The following is an 18,847-nucleotide window of genomic DNA, read 5'->3' as shown; positions in this document are numbered from 1 at the left end:
CCTTGCTTCCCAATCTCGAAATACCACCGAGCGCTCCCCACACGCAGCGGGGATGCCCTGTATATCAGCACCCGGCCAAGCTTCGAACGCAACGACGAAGCGACAAGCGCACGAATTCATACCAAGCGGAGCGCGATTGTCCCGCAGCGTTGGTCTGACACGAGCCGAAAATCCTCGCGTATGGAGAGACGCGCAGCAAACGTTGCGACGGACCAAGACCCCATCCGAAATCGCGATTGCTCCGTTGGTTCTTCTGAAGCCACTCGGCTTCAATCACATTGTCGAAGTAACGCTGTCCGTTCCGGACGCCGTACAAGGTGCTAGTGCTCAGTCGCGAGACTTTATGTCAGTAGTGGTTTCGTTGCTATCCAAGAGTGGCGCTTTCCATGTGGCGTCAAGCTGCAAGACTGCCGCGCGATGGCGAACGTATCTGAACGAGGGACCCCAAGACAAGATGGCGCTCGCCGTCGGCACGTGGCTCGCTTCCGCCGCTTTCCAGAAAGCGCTGCCGATTTCGCGAGACGATGCTGGCCGGCTCGCGACCATCTGCACCGTGCACAAGCGGTGCGAGCGCGCGTCGTTCACCCTTCGCATTCTCAGAACAGACGGAGAATCGCAGCGACGCTCCCACATCCGCAACTGGTCGTCGTCGATTGGGAGCACAAAATGACAATCCAGCTTCCGGTCAAACTTCCGCCGCTCTCGGCCTGGCAACGGACCGAGGCGCTCTGGCTCGAAAACCGCCCCGGCGGCTTAGCGAAGCCGTTCTCCGATGAAGAACTCCTCGCCATTATGGATGAATGGGGCACTCCGGAGGAGGGACGGAAATACATCATCCGAGCGCGAAGGGAATCACCTTCACGACGTGTTGGAGGGCGCGCACGCAACGTCGTGACACGCTATACATCGCTCAAACTGGATGACCGCGTCGGAACTGAAAGCCGAAACGTTGAGTTTCCAGTGGTTTTCCGTTATGACCTGGATGGCACGACGCGCGAACACTACTGTCAGCCACCCCAGGTTGGCATCCCAACAAAAATCAGACGAACGTCTCGGCACGGCAAAGTCAGCGAATACACACATACGGTGCCGTACACACCCGACATTTTTCGTCTAACTCCGTACGGCCCCTTCATCGAAGAGTGGAAAAACGAAGAACACCTGGTCGCGCTAGCGAAGAAGTATCCGTTTCGATTTTTCAAATCGGAAAACGACGCAACATGGCACTGCCCAGAGCGAGAAGAGTATTTCAAGGTGCTCGGAATCACGTTTTGCCTCCGTTCCTCAGCCGAGCATAATCAACGGTTCATTGAGAACCTCAGCCATCTGCGCGCGTATCTCGATAACCAGATATCGACGTTGACGGACGATGCCTGGTCGGCAATCGACCGCATCGTCAGCAAGCGCGGAACCCTGAGCATGGCCGCCCTCTTCGCGCTTGCGTTCAACGACCAAACGCCGTGGAACGAGTCGCTCGTGCTGCCGACACCGCCCGGCAGATTTCGCATCGATGATGTCCTGCAAGCCATCGCCGATAAGCGTCTGTTCGTCGACCTGGACTATGACGACCTTTCGGACCCTTCATCCGTAGTGATTTGTTCAAGCTTGGAGCAGCTCGACGCCGTGAAGTGGCGTCGACCTCCACCTCATACGGTATCCACACACTTCGTGATGACAGTCGACGTCGGCACCGAATTTATGTTTCGCGGAAAGCCGGACGTTTACACCGTAACGGCAATGCCGGCCGGGAAGGTCCTCTATCGAGACTCCGAATCTCGGGTGTTCGAAGAGCTGCCTGATATGCGGTTCCAGCAGCTCCTGCAAGAAGATATTCAATTGCTATCGACACCGCAGTCAACCGAAGAACTGCTTGCTCAATGCAAGGACATCACCGACGAGCAGATTCAGACGGCTCGCCGACGGTTCCAACTCATCAAGCAGCTAGAACATGCGGACATACCGCATCCTTATAGTGCTCGCACAATCCAGCGGTGGAAACAGAAAATCAGGGGGGCCGGCGAATCCCGACCGCTTCAAATGCTGGCGCTCATCCCTCAACACCCGGGCGGGAGGGGGCCGCAAATCCTTGAGGAAGTGCTGGCGCTAATTCGTGAGGTTGCGCTCGGTGCGAACAATCCAACCAATCCATCGGGAAGCCACTCATACAATGCCTTCGTTCGCCTCTGCCGTGAGCGAGGTGCCGAGCCATGCTCGGCCAATACTTTCTATCAGCGCTCAGCAGTTTTCCGTGACGTTCGCTCGCGCGAAGGCGACCGTAGGGCTTACAACAAGGAGCCGGCCGTTTGGTATCTGCGCCGCGGTGACAAGATTCATGGAGGCCGTCCGTTCCATCGAGTCCATATCGACCACACAAAGCTCGACATCATCATCAAGGTTCGCGGCCACGGCGACCGAATTTACAGGCTGAGACCGTGGCTCACCATCGTGATTGACGCCGAAACGCGCGCGGTCCTGGCTTTCTATCTTTCGGCGCATCCGCCGAGCACCGTCAGCTGCATGATGGCAATGCGAGCGATGGTTGCCATGCACAAGCGCGTTCCCGATTTCCTAGTTTGCGACAACGGGAAGGAGTTTCACTCGAATGCCTTCGACAACTTTTGCGACCTGAACGACATTACGCTCGAGTTTCGTCCGGCACATGAGTCTCGCTTCGGCAGCGTCATAGAACGCCTCTTCGGTACGACCAACCAGCTCCTGATTCATGAGCTGGTGGGAAACACAAAGGCAATGCGGCATGTCAGAACGCTGACACGGTCGGTTGACCCTATGCGAGCGGACCACCTCACGTTCGTCGAACTGCATGGGCTTCTCGACTACTTTTTCTTCGTCGAGTACAACCGCGAACGGCGGCACCCGGCGCATGACCACACACCGAATGAATACATGAATAACCGCTTCATGGTGACCGGGCGTCGGTTGACACGTTTGAGGCCCTATGACGAGCGCTTCATGCTGCAGACGTTGATACCGGCCAGTCGCGGCGGCGTTCGGGAAATCGACAACCAGATGGGTATCAAGGTCGGGCGCATCTGGTACTGGGCAGATGAATTCGCGGGTCGTCGTAACAAGAACAAGAAGGTCAAAGTGCGCGTAGACATGTGGAACGTATGCGTCGCGTATGCATGCATCGACGGTCACTGGGTCAAATGCGTCTCAAGACTTCTTATGCAGTACCGGCAATTAACTCAGATTGAACTCAGGTACGCCCTGTATGAAGTGCGGTTGCGCCTGCGCGCGGCGCCCGAGAATAGCTTCGAGAGTGTGCTGCGCGGAGTGCTCGCCGAGCATAATGCCCCTGCGGCAGCAGACGTGACCGGTGCAACGCGACTCATCTACGGCAAGCCACATCTGACAGAAATCGAAAGCGCAGAGGAAGTTGCTGAAGTTTCAGGCACTGCCCACGTCGACGCCTCGACGGAAAACAGCGCGTCGGCACCGTACGATGAAGAGCGTGTTGACGAAGCGCTAGTGACGAATTATCGGCGTCGGGCCAACGACGCGCCACGTCCGAACCCACCTCGCACTTTCGGTCGCTTCAAAATCGACTACTCCCATCTACCAGTAAGGAATCCTATCTAATTTAACTGGAGGTCGACCATGATTACGCGCGAACAGGCCGTCGCTGGCTCGCCCGAGGACAAGGCCGCATACATGAAGGCAACCTGCGTTCCGCACCGAAATCTCGATGCGGTGATGCATGAAGTGCGCAGCCGCATGACTGCAGGTGCCGGTCTTTCCATCACGCTGGTCGTGGGCCCACCTGGAGTGGGGAAGACGACCTTTGGTCGCAAGCAGTTGCAAAGCCTCTTGTCTAGGTATCCGATACAGCTTCAGGAGAAGCGTCACATCATTCCGGCCGTGATGAGCGAGGTCGATGCCGCTGACAGAGGCGAATTCAATTTCAACCTTCTCTACAACCGCCTCTGTGCAGACCTGATGGCGCCCAGCTCTTTGGATGGACCCGTGTTGCTCCAGAATGTCAGCGAGCCCGCCGACCCCGTTCGAAATAGCCGGATGATGTTTGAACGGGCGCTTAGGCGCCGCGAGGTAAAGCACCTGATACTCGACGAGGCGGTGCATTTCACCAACTCTCTGACTGACCCACTGCAGTACGGAAATTTGCTGAAGTCATTGTCGAATCGGGCTGGGTTCAACCTGCTTCTACTCGGGGCATACGGATGCGAACAGCTCGTGCTCGCGTCGGCGCAGTTAGCGCGGCGCATCGGCGTTGTTCACTATCCCAGATACTTCCAGACTGACCAAGATTTCACCGAATACTGCACCTTCGTGAAGTCACTGCTCGCCCACCTTCCGTATGGGTTCGATATCGACATCGAGAACCGGCTCGAGTACCTCTTCGCCGGCACGTTCGGATTGCCTGGAGCCACAGTTGATGTGCTAACGGGCGCTGCGGGGCGATGCTGCGAAAGCAAAAGGAAAGTATGGAGCGATGCGTGCCTCCTGAAGAGCATGCCGTCGAAAGAAGCTCAACGGAAGATTGCTCGAGACACGATGGTGGGCGAGGCGGAGGTCCAACCGTTCCTCCAGATGGAACGTGAACACGACTACGCCACCGAGCAGGATATTCGGAACGTATTGCTGCTCGAGGAGCAGACGCGACGCAAAATCAACGGGAGGATACACGGATGACAGCGTTGACGAGTCCTGCATGCAGACCCGGCGGCTGGCCAGAAGATGCGCCGCCACGGTCGGCATTGTTTTCGCTGAACCCTGAGGGTCACAGCGGTGACGACCTGGAAGACCTCGCCAGCTACTTCCGTCGTCTGAGCGAGGACCATCGCATGCTTCCGTGGACGCTAGCCTTTCGCTCAGTCGTGCCGTTAATTGGGTCAGGGTCGACAGGATGGCGCGCGAAGATGGCATGCTACTGCTACGGGCTGGCGACGTCTGGAGTGACAGAGTTGGCCGACAGTTGGGCCAAAGCGCTCAACCATGCGACGGGCCGCAACGACCTCCAACTCCACACCCTCGTTCCTTTGAAGGCGGTTGTCCCGCCGACCAAGCTGTTGTCGCCAATCGAACGGTTCTGTCCGATTTGCTACGCGCAGGATGAGAGTTCAGAGCGGCCAAAATATAACCGTCTGCTATGGGCGATTGATTGCGTCGCCGCTTGTCCGCTGCACTGCGTCCAGCTTCAAGCAGTTGATAAATCGAATCGCAACAACGACAACCCCTTCTGGCTCCATAGACAAGGAAAGCGCGCCAATGCGAGCAGTTTCTGGCTGCCCGGAATCTCAACAGTCAACGGACGCAGTCTAGCGAGCGACGTTGGAAAGCCAGCGAGGGAGGAGGACGTTCAGTTCGCACGGCTCGTCGCCGATTTAGTCGACGACCTGCATCATCACCCACATGAATTTCACGACGTCGGTGCGCCGACGAACTTCCTCCGTTATGCAACCGAGGTGCTCTTCGCTGGCAACCTCTCCCATTTCGCCCAGCATCTCGGCGTAAGCAAAGGAGCGCTTCACGGGTGGACATCGGGAAAAACGCGCCCGAGCCTCCCGCGTCTGGCGCTCATTGCTTTCTGTTGTGGCGCCGCTATCTCGGACGTGATTCTCGGGAACAAGGTGATGCTGTTCAAACGCCCGGCTCCGGCTCGGCCGACTCAGCTTTGCGTCCGCAAACGGAAAGGGGCTCGCCGGCCGCGGAATGAACTTCGGCAGGAGTTTGAGCAGATAGTCGAATCAGGGCGAGCGTCTTCCGCGCGCGAGGCCGCAGACCTATTGGACGTCTCGACCAAATTTCTGCGTTCGCTCTCGCCCACGCTGAACCAGCAACTCGTGGATGCCGGGCAGGAGCGTGTGCGCCGCACCGCTAGGGAATTGGAAGATTTAAAGTTCCACGAGTTTCGGAAATCGTTCGACGCTATTGTCGCGAAACGGGAAAAGCCCGTAAGACGTCGAGTACAGCAGGACGTTTTCGAAAGGACCGGTTTGAGCTTTCGGTACAAGCAAGCCGGCATCTTCCTTGAGCGAGTGCGTTGCCTTGCAGGCGTCAATGCACGCAGCGGGGCGGGTGGCCGTAAGAGCGGAGGCCGCCGGAGACGACGACAGGAAAACCGTCCAGCTATGGACTGATATCTATGGAAAAACAACCAATTCGTGTCGAAAACGACATTAATTGATTAACTCCACAGGGAAATTCAACGCCTGGAATCAGGCAATTTGGCGCGCCCGGCTGGGATCGAACCAGCAACCCCTGCCTTCGGAGGGCAGTACTCTATCCATTGAGCTACGGGCGCGTGTGACAGTGCGCGACAGTGAAACGACCCCAATAAACCGGCCGCCCACCATGGGCAAGACGGCAAGAATACCCGGTTTCCCATGACGCGTCCACCTTCCCGCCGAATCCCCGCCAGCGCGCCATTCGTGCGGGTAAACACGCGCCATCGCGCCGCTCGCCGTCATGTAAACGTTCCGTCTATAATCGACCGTGCTTCATTGGATTGCCATTTGCCGTTGCACCGCGCTCACAATTCCTATTCACGGAGACGAGGCAAGCATGAGCGAAGCACCCCACGAATCTCCCGTCAAAACTCCCGGGCAGTTGATTGCCGTCATCATCGCGTCGTTCGCGATTCCGATCGCCCTGATCGTCCTCTTTGCCACTTATGCCAACCACGCGTTCCGTTCGGGCGCCGGCACGGATGCGCTATCCGACGACCAGGTCGCCGCGCGTATCGCGCCGATCGCGCAGGTCACCGTGAAGGACGCCAATGCGCCACGCACGTACAAGACCGGCGAGGAGGTCTACAAGGCGGTCTGCGTGACCTGTCACGGCACGGGCGCCGCGGGTGCGCCGAAGTTCGGGAACAAGGATGACTGGGCGCCGCGCATCGCGCAGGGCTTCGACACGCTGCTGAAGACGGCGCTGTCCGGCAAGGGCGCGATGCCGCCGCGCGGCGGCACGAGCCCCGACGACGTCAGCGACTATGAAATCGCCCGCGCGATCGTCTACATGGCCAACAGCGACGGCGCGAACTTCCCCGAACCGGCCGCACCGGCCGCGAATGCAGCGCCGGCAGCAAGCGGGGCCGCGGGCGCGGCAGGCGCATCGGGCGCCGATGCGTCGAACGCGCAAGCCGCCGCCGCGATGGCTGCGATCGCCGCGATTCCGAAAGCCGGCGAAGCGCCCGCGGCCGCGCCGACCAGCGCCGACGCCGCATCGGCCGGCAAGGCGCTGTACACGCAGGTGTGCCAGGCGTGTCACGCCGCCGGCGTGCTCGGCGCGCCGAAGTTCGGCAGCAAGGATGACTGGGCGCCGCGCCTGAAGGATCCGATGGACACCATCTACAACTACGCGCTGCACGGCAAAGGCGCGATGCCGCCGAAGGGCGGGTCGAACGCGTCCGACGCCGACGTGAAGGCGGCCGTCGACTACATGGTCAACGCGGCGAAGTAACGCCCGCCGATCCACCGGCCAGAAAAAACCCCCGCGGCGCACGCGCATCGCGGGGGTTTTGTTTTGGTCGCGGATCGACCGGACGTCAGGCCGCCGCCGCACGCCGCGTCACTTCTGCAGCAGCGCCTTCAGGCTCGCGAGCCGATCCTTCGGCGTCATCGGCGCCTCTTCCGACGTGGGCGGCGGCGCTTCGTCGAGCCCCATCTCCGGGATGAAGCGCGACGGCTCGCACACGACCGTCTCGCGCGCCCGCTTGCGCTTCTTGCACCAGTTCAGGTGCAGGCTGCGCTGCGCGCGCGTGATCGCGACGTACATCAGCCGGCGCTCTTCCTCGATCCGCTCGCTGTCGATCGGGCCGTCGTCCTCGCTGCCGCCACGGTGCGGCATGATGCCTTCCTCGACGCCGACCAGGAACACGTGCGGATACTCGAGCCCCTTCGACGCATGGACGGTCGACAGCCTCACGGCGTCCGGATCCTCGTCCTTGCCCTCGAGCATCGACATCAGCGCGACGGTCTGGATCAGGCCGAGCAGGTTCTTGCCGGTGTCCGCCAGCCCGTCCGCGTTGTGGAAACCCTCGGCCTCGCCGTCGACGGCTTCCGTCTCGGGCTTGGTGCCCTTGCGCTTGAGCCACTCGAGGAATTCGAGCACGTTCTGCCACTTCGATTGCGCCTGCCGTTCGTCGAACGCGTCGTACAGGTAGGCCTCGTAGTGGATGGCTTCCATCATGTCGTCGAGCACGATGGTCGCGGGCTCCTTGTCCGCGCGATCGGTGAGCCGCTGGATGAAGTCGCAGAACATCCGCAGCGGCTCGACCTGGCGCGCGGACAACCGCGCCTCGATCCCGCCCATGTACACGGCCTCGAACAGCGACACCTTGGCCTGGCCCGCGAACGAGCCGAGCGCTTCGAGCGTGGTGTTGCCGATCCCGCGGCGCGGCGTCGTGACCGCGCGGATGAACGCGGGATCGTCGTCGGCGTTCGCGATCAGGCGCAGGTATGCGCACAGATCCTTGATCTCGGCCTTGTCGAAGAACGACTGGCCGCCCGACAGCACGTACGGGATCCGCTCGCGCCGCAGCACCTGCTCGAAGATCCGCGCCTGGAAGTTGCCGCGATACAGGATCGCGTAGTCGCGAAACTGCGCGCGCCGCTCGAACTTGTGCGCGGACAGCCGGAACACGACCGACTCGGCTTCATGCTCCTCGTCGTTGCACGGCGTGACGGTGATCGAATCGCCCATCCCGTGCTCGGACCACAGCTTCTTCTCGAACAGCTTCGGGTTGTTCGCGATCACGTTGTTCGCGGCGGTCAGGATCCGCACCGTCGACCGGTAGTTCTGCTCGAGCTTGATCAAGTGCAGGTTCGGGAAATCCTTGCCGAGCTGCGCGAGGTTCTCGAGCGTCGCGCCGCGCCAGCCGTAGATCGCCTGGTCGTCGTCGCCCACCGCCGTGAACGCGGCGCGCTTGCCTGCGAGCAGCTTCACCAGTTCGTACTGGCACGCGTTGGTGTCCTGGTATTCGTCGATCAGCAAGTAGCGCAGCTTGTTCTGCCAGCGGTCGCGCACCTGCTCGTTCTTTTCGAACAGCTCGGCCGGCAGGCGGATCAGGTCGTCGAAGTCGACCGCCTGGTACGCATGCAGCGTTGCGACATAGTTGCGGTAGACGATCGCGGCCTGGTGCTCATCCTCGTTCGCCGCGATCGCCATCGCCTCGTCAGGCATGATCAAGCCGTTCTTCCACAGCGAGATGATGCTCTGGATCTTGCGGATCAGCCCCTTGTCGGTGGTGCCGAGCTGTTCCTGGATCATCCCGAAGCAGTCGTCCGAATCCATGATCGAGAACTGCGGCTTCAGGCCGACGTGCTCGGCCTCCTGACGCAGGATCTGCACGCCGAGCGAGTGGAACGTACACACGGTGAGCTGGTTGACGGGCACCTTGCGGCCTTCCTTGCCGGGCGTGGTGAGCGTCTTGCCCTCGAGCAGCTTCGACACGCGCTCGCGCATTTCGGCAGCCGCCTTGTTCGTGAACGTGACGGCCGCGATGTGGCGCGGCTCGAAGCCTTTGGCTTCGATCAGGTGCGCGATCTTCTGCGTGATCACGCGGGTCTTGCCGCTGCCCGCGCCGGCGAGCACGAGGCAGGGACCGTCGAGGTAGCGCACCGCTTCGTTCTGAGCGGGGTTGAGGCCTGCGGACATGATGGCGGATGATGTTGCGGTTGACGGCGGAACGCCGGGAGGATGCCGCGCGCGGCGGGCCTGGAATGCAGGCGGACACGCGGGCAGGACGCGCATGTTAACACGTCGGCGGCTCGGATTTCGGGAGCGCCGCCGGACGGGGCCGCGCAGGCGGAGTGCCGTTCCGTCCCCTGTCCGAACGGCCAATCCGGCCCCATGCGCGGCGCGATCGGCCACAATGAACGGACGTCGGCGCACCCCCGTGCCGCACCCGCATGCACGCCACCGGATCGACCTCATGGGATACCCGCTCGCCACCGCCGCCCTCGGCCCGCTGCTCTTCCTCCAGGGGCGCCACGTGCGCCGCGTCACGCCGCGCCTGCCCGAAGCGGCCGGCCCGCGCGACGGCGTCGCCGGCGACGGCCCGCCGCTGCGCGTGCTGGTGGTCGGCGATTCGGCCGCCGCGGGCGTCGGCGTGGCGACGCAGCACGACGCGCTGTCCGGCCAGCTGGCGCGCACGCTGGCGGCCACGCACCGGGTCGGCTGGAAGCTGCTCGCGCGCACGGGCCTCGCCACGCGGGAACTCGTCGACTGGCTCGCGACCGAGCCGGCCGAGCCGTTCGACGTGGCGGTGACGTCGCTCGGCGTCAACGACGTGACGGGCGGCGTGCCGCCGGCGCGCTGGCAAGCCCGGCAGGCCGAGCTCGTGCGGCTGCTCACGGCGCGCTTTCGGGTGGGGCACGTGATCCTGTCGGCGGTGCCGCCGATGGAGCGCTTTCCGGCACTGCCGCAGCCGCTCGCGTGGTATCTCGGGCTGCGCGCGAAACGGCTCAACGCGGCGCTCGCCGACTGGGCCGCGACGCAGCCGCACTGCACGTTCCTGCGCGTCGCGCTGCCGCTCGAACGCCACCTGATGGCCGCCGACGGCTTCCATCCCGGCGCAGCGGCCTGCTCGGCCTGGGCCGCACAGGTCGCGAGCGCCATACTGCGGCAGCGGGCCGGCGCATGACGCGGGCCGGCGCCGCTCCACCGGTCGGAAGCGCCCGGCGCCATCCGGCGCCGCGCCAAACGCCGGCCTCACCCGCGCATGCGCCGGGACGAACCGCGCGTTTTGCCGAACGCGCCGATACGCGCCGTCGCGCCGTGCCAAAATAGCCGGTCGTGCCCGCGCCTTCGCGGCACGCCATCCATCCTTTCGTTTCGTTCGCAGCCAGGGATTGCCATGTCGTCATTGCTCAGGATTGGTTTGATGGGTTTCGGTTTCGCCGGCGCGACGTTCCACGCGCCCGTGATCGCCACGAGCGGCCGCACCGAGGTCGCCGCGATCGCGACCGGCCAGGCCGATCGCGCGCGCGCCGCGTATCCGGGCGCGCGCATCGTCCCCGATCTCGATACGCTGCTCGGCCTCGATGACATCGACTGCGTGGTGATCGCCACGCCCAACGACACGCACTTCGCGCTCGCGCGTCAGGTGCTCGAAGCCGGCCGCCACGTCGTGGTCGACAAGCCCGTCACGCTCACCGCCGACGAAGCGCTCGCGCTCGCGCGGCTCGCGAATGCACGCAGCCGCCTGTTCGCACCGTTCCACAATCGCCGCTGGGACGGCGACTTCCTCACCGTGCGCCGCATCGTCGAATCGGGCGAACTCGGCCGGCTCACTTATTTCACGTCGCACTTCGACCGCTTCCGGCCGACCCCGCGCACGCGCTGGCGCGAGGAGCCCGCGCGCGGCGGCGGCCTGCTGCTGGACCTCGGCCCGCACCTGATCGACCAGGCGCTCGCGCTGTTCGGGCTGCCGGAGACGGTGAGCGCGACGGTCAAGACGCGCCGCGACAACGGCACGGCGCCCGACTTCGTGCACCTGCTGCTCGGCTATCCGGACAAGGACGTCGCGCTGCACGCGAGTGCGCTGTCGGCGATCGAACCCGCCCGCTTCACGCTGCACGGCACGCGCGGCAGCTATCAGAAGTTCGGGCTCGACACGCAGGAAGACCAGTTGAAGGCCGGCCTCACGCCGGACGACGTCGAATTCGGCGGCGGCAATCCGCCCGGCGTGCTGCGCGTGCTCGACGGCGAAGTCGAGATCGAACGGCCGGTGCCGACGCTCGACGGCCAGTACGCGGAGTTCTATCGCGCGCTCGCCGCGTCGGTCCACGACGGCGCGCCGTTCCCGGTCACGCCGCAGGATGCCGTCGACGTGATGACGATCATCGAACTCGCCGCACAGAGCGAGCACGACGGCCGCCGGATACCCTTCGTGCGCCGGATGGTCTGACCGCCGCCGGCCGGGTCAGTGCCGACCCTGCCGCACGCTGCCCCCCGCCCCGTGCGTTGCCGCGCCGCGCGCGGGCAGCCCCCGTGCGGCGCCACCGCGGCGGCGCCGCTCCGAACATTCCGTTACAAATGGTGCGGGAACGAAAGTCAGCGGTGAGCCGGTCTGACGCGTTTCTCAAAAAGTCGATTCGACACCAAACCGTCAGGAGAATGTGATGCAACGGTTGATTCGCGCAGCGGCATGCTGCGTCCTGGTTTCCACGCTCGCGGCCTGTGTCGTGCAGCCGCAGCGGCCGGCGCGACAGGCGCCGCCGCCCCCGCCGCGGCCGAACCCGCAAGTCGTCGCGAACGATCGCTTGCTGGAGATCCAGGGCAGGATCGACAACCTGCATCGCCGGATCGACGCACGCGTGAACGGCGGCTACTACCCGCCGCCGTACGGCGCGCAACTGCACCATCGCCTCGACGTGATCCGCCAGGAGTCGAACGACATGTCGGCCCAGCACGGCGGCGGCCTGTCCGGCGACGAGCAGCGCGTGCTGAACCAGGAACTCGACACGGCCGCACGCGCGATCGGCGAGTAACGCCGGCGCCCGCCGGCGGCGAAAAAGCGGCGGCGCGCCATGCCGCCGCTTGTCGCGAAGCGACATTTTTTGCTCAAATTGACAATGCCCACCCGCTCGCGTACAGTCGCCCGCACGCGTCGGGAGAGCGTGTGACCGCATAGCTGGAACGCCGGTCGCGCCGCCGAAGGGGCACACCCGCAAACTCTCAGGCAAAAGGACCGACCGCGTCGGGGAATTCCGTCCGCGCATCGCGCGGGCCGCACTCCCCGCACTCTGGAGAGCGGCAGTAGCCCGTTGCGCCTATGCGGCGCAGGCAAGCTGCCCACCGAAGGGGCGCGCGTTCGCCGGCTTTGCCGCAGCGCAATCTCTCAGGTATCGAGGACAGAGGGGCATGTACCGGATCGCTCGCAGGCCACACGGCCGCAGTGGTCGGCACATGGCCGTTCTGACCCGCGCGCAAGCGCCTTGCCTGAGGCCTCGATGACTGCACTGAATCACACCCCGCTCAACGCCGCGCACCGCGCGCTCAATGCCCGCATGGTCGACTTCGGCGGCTGGGACATGCCCGTCAACTACGGCTCGCAGATCGAAGAACACGAAGCCGTGCGCACCGATGCCGGCATGTTCGACGTGTCGCACATGTGCGTCGTCGATTTCACCGGCAGCCGCGTGCGCGCATTCTTCGAGCACGCGATCGCGAACAACGTCGGCAAGCTCAAGATTCCTGGCAAGGCGCTCTACTCGTGCCTGCTCAATCCGCAGGGCGGCGTCGTCGACGACCTGATCGTCTATTACTTCACCGAAGACTTCTTCCGCGTCGTCGTCAACGCCGGCACGGCCGAGAAAGACATCGCGTGGTTCAACCAGCTCAACGAACAAGGCGGCTACGGCCTGACCATCGCGCCGCGCCGCGATTTCGCGATCGTCGCCGTTCAGGGCCCGAACGCACGCGAAAAAGCCTGGGCGACGGTGCCCGCCGCACGCGCCGCCACCAGCGAACTGAAGCCGTTCAACGCCGCGCAGGTCGCCGGCACGCCGTTCGGCGATCTCACCATCGCACGCACCGGCTACACCGGTGAAGACGGCTTCGAAGTGATCGTCCCGGCCGTGCACGTGGAAGCCCTGTGGAACGCGCTGCAGCAGAACGGCGTGCGCCCGTGCGGGCTCGGCGCGCGCGACACGCTGCGCCTCGAGGCCGGCATGAACCTGTACGGCCAGGACATGGACGACAACGTGTCGCCGCTCGACGCGGGCCTCGCATGGACGGTCGACCTGTCGGCGCCGCGCGAATTCGTCGGCCGTGCCGCGCTCGAGCGCGACGGCTCGCGTGCCGCCTTCGTCGGCCTGATCCTGCAAAAGGAAAACGGCAAGGCGGGCGGCGTGCTGCGCGCACACCAGAAAGTCGTCACGCCGCACGGCGAAGGCGAAATCACGAGCGGCACGTTCTCGCCGTCGATGCAGGAATCGATCGCGTTCGCGCGCGTGCCGGCGGCCGTCCAGGTCGGCGACACCATTCATGTGCAGATTCGAGACAAGCAACTTCCCGCGCGCGTGGTAAAACTGCCGTTCGTGCGCAACGGCAAGGTCCTCGCTGCGTAACGACCGAGAAGCGACCGGGAGGCCGCCTCCCGGAAAGCCGGGAAATGGCGCCCGGCGCAACCACACCCGGCGCGCCCCGGCGGCGCGCCAGCATAACGAACACACCTTTTATCCAGGAGCATCCGATGAGCAACGTCCCGGCCGATCTGAAATACACCGACGAACACGAGTGGATCCGCACCGAAGCAGACGGCACGCTGACGGTCGGCATCACCGATCACGCACAGAGCACGCTCGGCGACATCGTCTTCCTCGAACTGCCGCAAGTCGGCAAGTCGGTGAACGCGGGCGACGCCGTCGGCGTCGTCGAATCGGTGAAGGCGGCATCCGACATCTACTCGCCGGTGTCCGGCGAGATCATCGCCATCAACGAAGAAGCCGTCGACTCGCCGGAAGAAGTCAACAGCGACGCGTACGGCGTATGGCTCTTCAAGATCAAGCTCGCGGCCGGCGCATCGACCGACAAGCTGATCGACGCTGACGCCTACAGCAAGCTGATCGACTAATTTTCCTTACCCGAACCGCGCGGAGCCGGCCAGCCGGCCTCGCGCGGGACCAGAGTCACGCCATGAAGCTCGAACACCCGGACCGCCTGATGAACCGCACGCCCCTCTCGCTCGCCGCGCTCGAAACGCACGACGCGTTCGCAGAACGCCACATCGGCCCCGATGCCGCCAGCCAGCAGGCCATGCTCGACACGCTCGGCTTCGCGTCGCGCGCCGCCCTGATGGACGCCGTGATCCCGGCCTCGATCCGCCGCGCCGAAACGCTGCCGCTCGGCCCGTTCGCGCAACCGAAGAGCGAGGCCGAAGCCCTCGCCGCGCTGCGCGCGCTCGCGGACAAGAACCAGGTGTTCCGCTCGTATATCGGCCAGGGCTATTACGACTCGCACACGCCGGCCGTGATCCTGCGCAACGTGCTCGAAAACCCGGCGTGGTACACGGCTTACACGCCGTACCAGCCCGAAATTTCCCAGGGTCGCCTCGAAGCGCTCCTGAACTTCCAGCAGATGGTCGCCGACCTGACCGGTCTCGCGATCTCGAACGCGTCGCTGCTCGACGAAGCCACCGCCGCGGCCGAAGCGATGACGCTGCTGCAGCGCACCGGCAAGCCGAAGTCGAACGTGTTCTACGTCGCCGACGACGTGCTGCCGCAAACGCTTGAAGTGATCCGCACGCGCGCGCTGCCGGTCGGCATCGAAGTGAAGACCGGCCCGGCCGCCGACGCCGCGCAAGCGAACGCGTTCGGCGTGCTGCTGCAATACCCGGGCGTCAACGGCGACGTGCGCGACTACCGTGCGCTCACCGAAGCCATCCACGCGGCCGGCGGCCATGTGGTCGTCGCGGCCGACCTGCTCGCGCTCACCGTGCTCACGCCGCCCGGCGACTGGGGCGCGGACGTCGCGGTCGGCAACACGCAGCGCTTCGGCGTGCCGATGGGCTTCGGCGGCCCGCACGCTGCCTACATGGCCGTGCGCGACGAATTCAAGCGCCAGATGCCGGGCCGCCTCGTCGGCGTGACCGTCGACGCGCAGGGCAAGCCCGCGCTGCGCCTCGCGCTGCAAACGCGCGAACAGCACATCCGCCGCGAGAAGGCGACGTCGAACGTATGTACCGCGCAGGCGCTGCTCGCGATCATGGCGAGCATGTACGCGGTCTACCACGGCCCGCACGGCCTGAAGACGATCGCGCTGCGCGTGAACCGCATCGCGGCGCTGCTCGCCGCCGGCGTGAAGCACCTCGGCTTCGCGACCGTCAACGACACGTTCTTCGACACGCTGACGATCGACACCGGCGCGCGCACCGCGCAGATCCATGAACTCGCGAAGGCCAAGCGCATCAACCTGCGCCGCGTGAGCGACACGCAAGTCGGCGTGTCGGTCGACGAAACGACGACCCGCGACGACCTCGCCGATCTCCTCGCCGTGTTCGCCCAGGCAGCCGGCGGCACCGCGCCGACCGTCGACGCGCTGGACGCAGGCCTCGCCGGCGTCGCCGCGCTGCCGGCCGGCCTCGAGCGCACGAGCACGTACCTGACGCACCACGTGTTCAACCGCCACCATTCCGAAACCGAAATGCTGCGCTACCTGCGCAGCCTGTCGGACAAGGATCTCGCGCTCGACCGCTCGATGATCCCGCTCGGCTCGTGCACGATGAAGCTGAACGCGACGTCGGAAATGCTGCCCGTCACGTGGCCCGAATTCGGCCAGATCCACCCGTTCGCACCGGCCGAGCAGACCGTCGGCTACCGCGAGATGATCGACCAGCTCGAGCAGATGCTCGTCGCGGCCACCGGCTACGCGGCCGTGTCGCTGCAGCCGAACGCCGGCTCGCAGGGCGAGTACGCGGGCCTGCTGGTCATCCACGCTTACCACGCCTCGCGCGGCGAAGCGCATCGCGACGTGTGCCTGATCCCGGCGTCCGCGCACGGCACGAACCCGGCCTCCGCACACATGGCCGGCATGAAGGTCGTGGTCGTCGCGTGCGACGCGCAGGGCAACGTCGACATCGCCGACCTGAAGGCGAAGGCCGAACAGCATTCGAACGACCTCGCGGCGATCATGATCACGTATCCGTCGACGCACGGCGTGTTCGAACAGAACGTCCGCGAGATCTGCGAGATCGTCCATGCGCACGGCGGCCAGGTGTACGTCGACGGCGCGAACATGAACGCGATGGTCGGCCTGACCGCGCCGGGCCAGTTCGGCGGCGACGTGTCGCACCTGAACCTGCACAAGACCTTCTGCATCCCGCACGGCGGCGGCGGCCCGGGCGTCGGCCCGGTCGCGGTCGGCGCGCACCTCGCGAAGTTCCTGCCGAACCAGCGTTCGACCGGCTACGCACGCGCGGAAGACGGCATCGGCGCGGTGTCGGCGGCACCTTACGGCTCGGCGTCGATCCTGCCGATCTCGTGGATGTACATCGCGATGATGGGCGCGAAGAACCTGACCGCCGCCACCGAAACCGCGATCCTCAACGCGAACTACATCGCGAAGCGCCTCGCGCCGCACTACCCGGTGCTGTATTCGGGCCCGGGCGGGCTGGTCGCGCACGAGTGCATTCTCGACCTGCGTCCGCTCAAGGAAACGAGCGGCATCAGCGTCGACGACGTCGCGAAGCGCCTGATGGACTACGGCTTCCACGCACCGACGATGAGCTTCCCGGTGCCGGGCACGCTGATGGTCGAGCCGACCGAATCGGAATCGCAGGAAGAACTCGACCGCTTCATCGCCGCGATGATCGCGATCCGCGACGAAATCCGCGCAGTCGAGGAAGGCCGCGCCGATCGCGAGGACAACCCGCTGCGTCACGCGCCGCACACGGCAGCCGTCGTCACCGCGAACGAATGGCCGCACGCGTACTCGCGCGAGCAGGCTGCGTACCCGGTCGCGTCGCTGGGCACGAACAAGTACTGGCCGCCGGTCGGCCGTGCGGACAACGCCTACGGCGACCGCAACCTGTTCTGCTCGTGCGTGCCGATGTCGGAATACGCATAACGCCCGCTGCACACCGGAGTCCGCCATGACCGAACCGCACGCAACCGCCGGTTGCGTGCGGTTTTTGCGTTCATCTCCCGACCATCCGGTTCACGCTCGCCCGCCAATCCGGCTAACATCAAACGCGATCCAGCCAATCAAGGAGTTCCGCATGGTGCGTCCGATGTTTCCGGGCCATGGTGCAGTGCCGAAGCGGGCGCGCACGCGCCGTTTCGCGCCGCTGCTCGTCGCGTCGCTGTCGTTTGCCGCTGCCGGCCTCGGCGCGGCCGGCAATGCGCATGCCGCGATGAATTTCTGCGCGGCGCCCGCATTGCAGGCGAGCGAGACGACGCAGGCCGAGCCGGGTGTGCAGGCGCTGATCCGCAGCGTCGACGCGCACATCGGCGACCAGCCGAAGGCGATGGCGCGCGTGCACACCGAGGGCACGCTGCCGCACGAAGGCATCTACGACCAGAGTGCCGAAGCGCTGAAGGACATGGAGCTGATGCGCGACGCCGCGCTCGCATGGCGCGTGACGAATGCGCCGCGTTATCTGCAGCTCGTCGACCGCTTCCTGTCCGCGTGGGTTTCGACTTACCAGCCGAGCTTCAACCCGATCGACGAGACGCGCTTCGACAGCCTGATCATCGCGTACGACATGACGGCGAGCGCGCTGCCGGTCAAGACGCGCAACGCAACGGCGGCCTTCATCGCGAAGCTGGGCGCCGGCTACGTCGCGCAGGTGGATGCGCAAAAGCGGCCGCTCACCGGCATCTGGCGCAACAACTGGCAGAGCCACCGGATCAAGCTGATCGCGCTGTCCGCGTTCACGCTCGGCGACCGCAAGATGATGAACGCCGCGCAGCGGCTGTTCGTCGAGCATCTCGCGGACAACATCGGCCCGGACGGCAAGACCTGGGATTTCGACGAACGCGATGCGCTGCATTACGCGGTGTACGACCTGCAGCCGCTGGTGACGGCCGCGCTGGCCGCGCGCCGCTTCAACCGCAACTGGCTGCGCGAGCGCGGCGCGAACGGCGCGACGCTCGCGGCGGCGCTCGACTGGCTCGTGCCGTATGCGCTCGGCGAGAAGACCCACGAGGAATTCGTGAATTCGCCGGTGCCGTTCGACGCGAAACGCCGCGAAGCCGGCTTGCCCGGCTACACGGGGCAGTGGGACCCGAAAAACGCCACCGAACTCTTTCATCTGGCCGCGCGGCTCGACGGGCGCTATGCCCGCGTCGCGCGGCAGCTATCCCCCATGCCGCCCGCATGGCTGGCCGCGTGCCTGCCATTGCAGGCGCGCTAGCACTAT

General features: G+C 64.8%; 12 protein-coding genes, 1 tRNA gene and 2 riboswitches. Of the genes, 11 read left to right on the top strand and 2 right to left on the bottom strand.

Translation table 11 applies throughout. The features are described from left to right. Positions 1-666 precede the first annotated feature (666 nt). The 3 genes from BME24068_RS17375 to BME24068_RS17365 are packed head-to-tail and all read left to right on the top strand — an operon-like array spanning position 667 to position 6,119. Positions 667-3,600: a DDE-type integrase/transposase/recombinase gene (locus BME24068_RS17375; protein WP_174926800.1), complete on the top strand. Its 2,934-nt coding sequence runs from the start codon at positions 667-669 to the stop codon at positions 3,598-3,600. Between the two features lie 18 nt (positions 3,601-3,618). Then, positions 3,619-4,671 carry an ATP-binding protein gene (locus BME24068_RS17370; protein WP_124555782.1) on the top strand — a complete coding sequence of 351 codons (1,053 nt, stop codon included), beginning with the start codon at positions 3,619-3,621 and terminating at the stop codon, positions 4,669-4,671. After that, the gene (locus BME24068_RS17365) at positions 4,668-6,119 is read left to right on the top strand and encodes a TniQ family protein (RefSeq protein WP_239008063.1); all 1,452 of its coding nucleotides are present in this window, start codon (positions 4,668-4,670) and stop codon (positions 6,117-6,119) included. Before BME24068_RS17370 ends, BME24068_RS17365 begins: the two co-directional genes overlap by 4 nt. An 88-nt stretch (positions 6,120-6,207) precedes the next feature. Here the strand turns inward: BME24068_RS17365 and BME24068_RS17360 are convergent. After that, positions 6,208-6,283: transfer RNA gene (locus BME24068_RS17360), tRNA-Arg, on the bottom strand. Between the two features lie 260 nt (positions 6,284-6,543). On the opposite strand from BME24068_RS17360, the gene BME24068_RS17355 reads away from it, so the two are divergent. Continuing rightward, the gene (locus tag BME24068_RS17355) at positions 6,544-7,443 is read left to right on the top strand and encodes a c-type cytochrome (protein WP_174926799.1); all 900 of its coding nucleotides are present in this window, start codon (positions 6,544-6,546) and stop codon (positions 7,441-7,443) included. 108 nt (positions 7,444-7,551) lie between these two features. Here BME24068_RS17355 and BME24068_RS17350 read toward each other — a convergent pair whose 3' ends face one another. Next, complete coding sequence (locus BME24068_RS17350; RefSeq protein WP_174926798.1) at positions 7,552-9,639, bottom strand: UvrD-helicase domain-containing protein; 2,088 nt, start codon at positions 9,637-9,639, stop codon at positions 7,552-7,554. Between the two features lie 277 nt (positions 9,640-9,916). Between BME24068_RS17350 and BME24068_RS17345 the strand changes: the two genes are divergently transcribed. From BME24068_RS17345 to BME24068_RS17315, 7 genes are all read left to right on the top strand, one after another. Next, a complete protein-coding gene (locus tag BME24068_RS17345) occupies positions 9,917-10,627 on the top strand; it encodes an SGNH/GDSL hydrolase family protein (protein ID WP_174926797.1) in 711 nt (236 codons plus the stop codon). Positions 10,628-10,840: 213 nt separating this feature from the next. Further along, entirely contained in the window at positions 10,841-11,893 is a 1,053-nt protein-coding gene (locus BME24068_RS17340; RefSeq protein WP_174926796.1) for an oxidoreductase, read from the top strand. Positions 11,894-12,107: 214 nt separating this feature from the next. After that, complete coding sequence (locus BME24068_RS17335; protein ID WP_174926795.1) at positions 12,108-12,476, top strand: hypothetical protein; 369 nt, start codon at positions 12,108-12,110, stop codon at positions 12,474-12,476. A gap of 110 nt (positions 12,477-12,586) precedes the next feature. After that, a riboswitch (glycine riboswitch) is annotated at positions 12,587-12,689 on the top strand. Between the two features lie 32 nt (positions 12,690-12,721). After that, a riboswitch (glycine riboswitch) is annotated at positions 12,722-12,853 on the top strand. 85 nt (positions 12,854-12,938) lie between these two features. Beyond that, the gene (gene gcvT, locus BME24068_RS17330) at positions 12,939-14,057 is read left to right on the top strand and encodes a glycine cleavage system aminomethyltransferase GcvT (RefSeq protein WP_096506675.1); all 1,119 of its coding nucleotides are present in this window, start codon (positions 12,939-12,941) and stop codon (positions 14,055-14,057) included. Positions 14,058-14,182: 125 nt separating this feature from the next. After that, on the top strand, positions 14,183-14,563 hold the full coding sequence (gcvH, locus tag BME24068_RS17325; protein ID WP_096506676.1) for a glycine cleavage system protein GcvH: 381 nt from the start codon (positions 14,183-14,185) through the stop codon (positions 14,561-14,563). 62 nt (positions 14,564-14,625) lie between these two features. After that, positions 14,626-17,553 carry an aminomethyl-transferring glycine dehydrogenase gene (gene gcvP / locus BME24068_RS17320; RefSeq protein WP_174926794.1) on the top strand — a complete coding sequence of 976 codons (2,928 nt, stop codon included), beginning with the start codon at positions 14,626-14,628 and terminating at the stop codon, positions 17,551-17,553. Positions 17,554-17,704: 151 nt separating this feature from the next. Further along, entirely contained in the window at positions 17,705-18,841 is a 1,137-nt protein-coding gene (locus BME24068_RS17315) for an alginate lyase family protein (protein WP_096506678.1), read from the top strand. Positions 18,842-18,847: the final 6 nt, after the last annotated feature.

Source organism: Burkholderia anthina, assembly GCF_902498995.1.
Lineage (GTDB): Bacteria > Pseudomonadota > Gammaproteobacteria > Burkholderiales > Burkholderiaceae > Burkholderia > Burkholderia anthina.
This window is presented reverse-complemented; position numbering and strand designations above follow the sequence as displayed.

Bases quoted from the DNA above. Each gene is read 5' to 3' on its own strand.
- BME24068_RS17375 (WP_174926800.1), top strand. From the start codon at position 667: ATGACAATCCAGCTTCCGGTCAAACTTCCGCCGCTCTCGGCCTGGCAA.
- BME24068_RS17345 (WP_174926797.1), top strand. From the start codon at position 9,917: ATGGGATACCCGCTCGCCACCGCCGCCCTCGGCCCGCTGCTCTTCCTC.
- gcvH (WP_096506676.1), top strand. From the start codon at position 14,183: ATGAGCAACGTCCCGGCCGATCTGAAATACACCGACGAACACGAGTGG.
- gcvT (WP_096506675.1), top strand. From the start codon at position 12,939: ATGACTGCACTGAATCACACCCCGCTCAACGCCGCGCACCGCGCGCTC.
- BME24068_RS17335 (WP_174926795.1), top strand. From the start codon at position 12,108: ATGCAACGGTTGATTCGCGCAGCGGCATGCTGCGTCCTGGTTTCCACG.
- BME24068_RS17370 (WP_124555782.1), top strand. From the start codon at position 3,619: ATGATTACGCGCGAACAGGCCGTCGCTGGCTCGCCCGAGGACAAGGCC.
- BME24068_RS17350 (WP_174926798.1), bottom strand. From the start codon at position 9,639: ATGTCCGCAGGCCTCAACCCCGCTCAGAACGAAGCGGTGCGCTACCTC.
- BME24068_RS17355 (WP_174926799.1), top strand. From the start codon at position 6,544: ATGAGCGAAGCACCCCACGAATCTCCCGTCAAAACTCCCGGGCAGTTG.
- BME24068_RS17315 (WP_096506678.1), top strand. From the start codon at position 17,705: ATGGTGCGTCCGATGTTTCCGGGCCATGGTGCAGTGCCGAAGCGGGCG.
- gcvP (WP_174926794.1), top strand. From the start codon at position 14,626: ATGAAGCTCGAACACCCGGACCGCCTGATGAACCGCACGCCCCTCTCG.
- BME24068_RS17365 (WP_239008063.1), top strand. From the start codon at position 4,668: ATGACAGCGTTGACGAGTCCTGCATGCAGACCCGGCGGCTGGCCAGAA.
- BME24068_RS17340 (WP_174926796.1), top strand. From the start codon at position 10,841: ATGTCGTCATTGCTCAGGATTGGTTTGATGGGTTTCGGTTTCGCCGGC.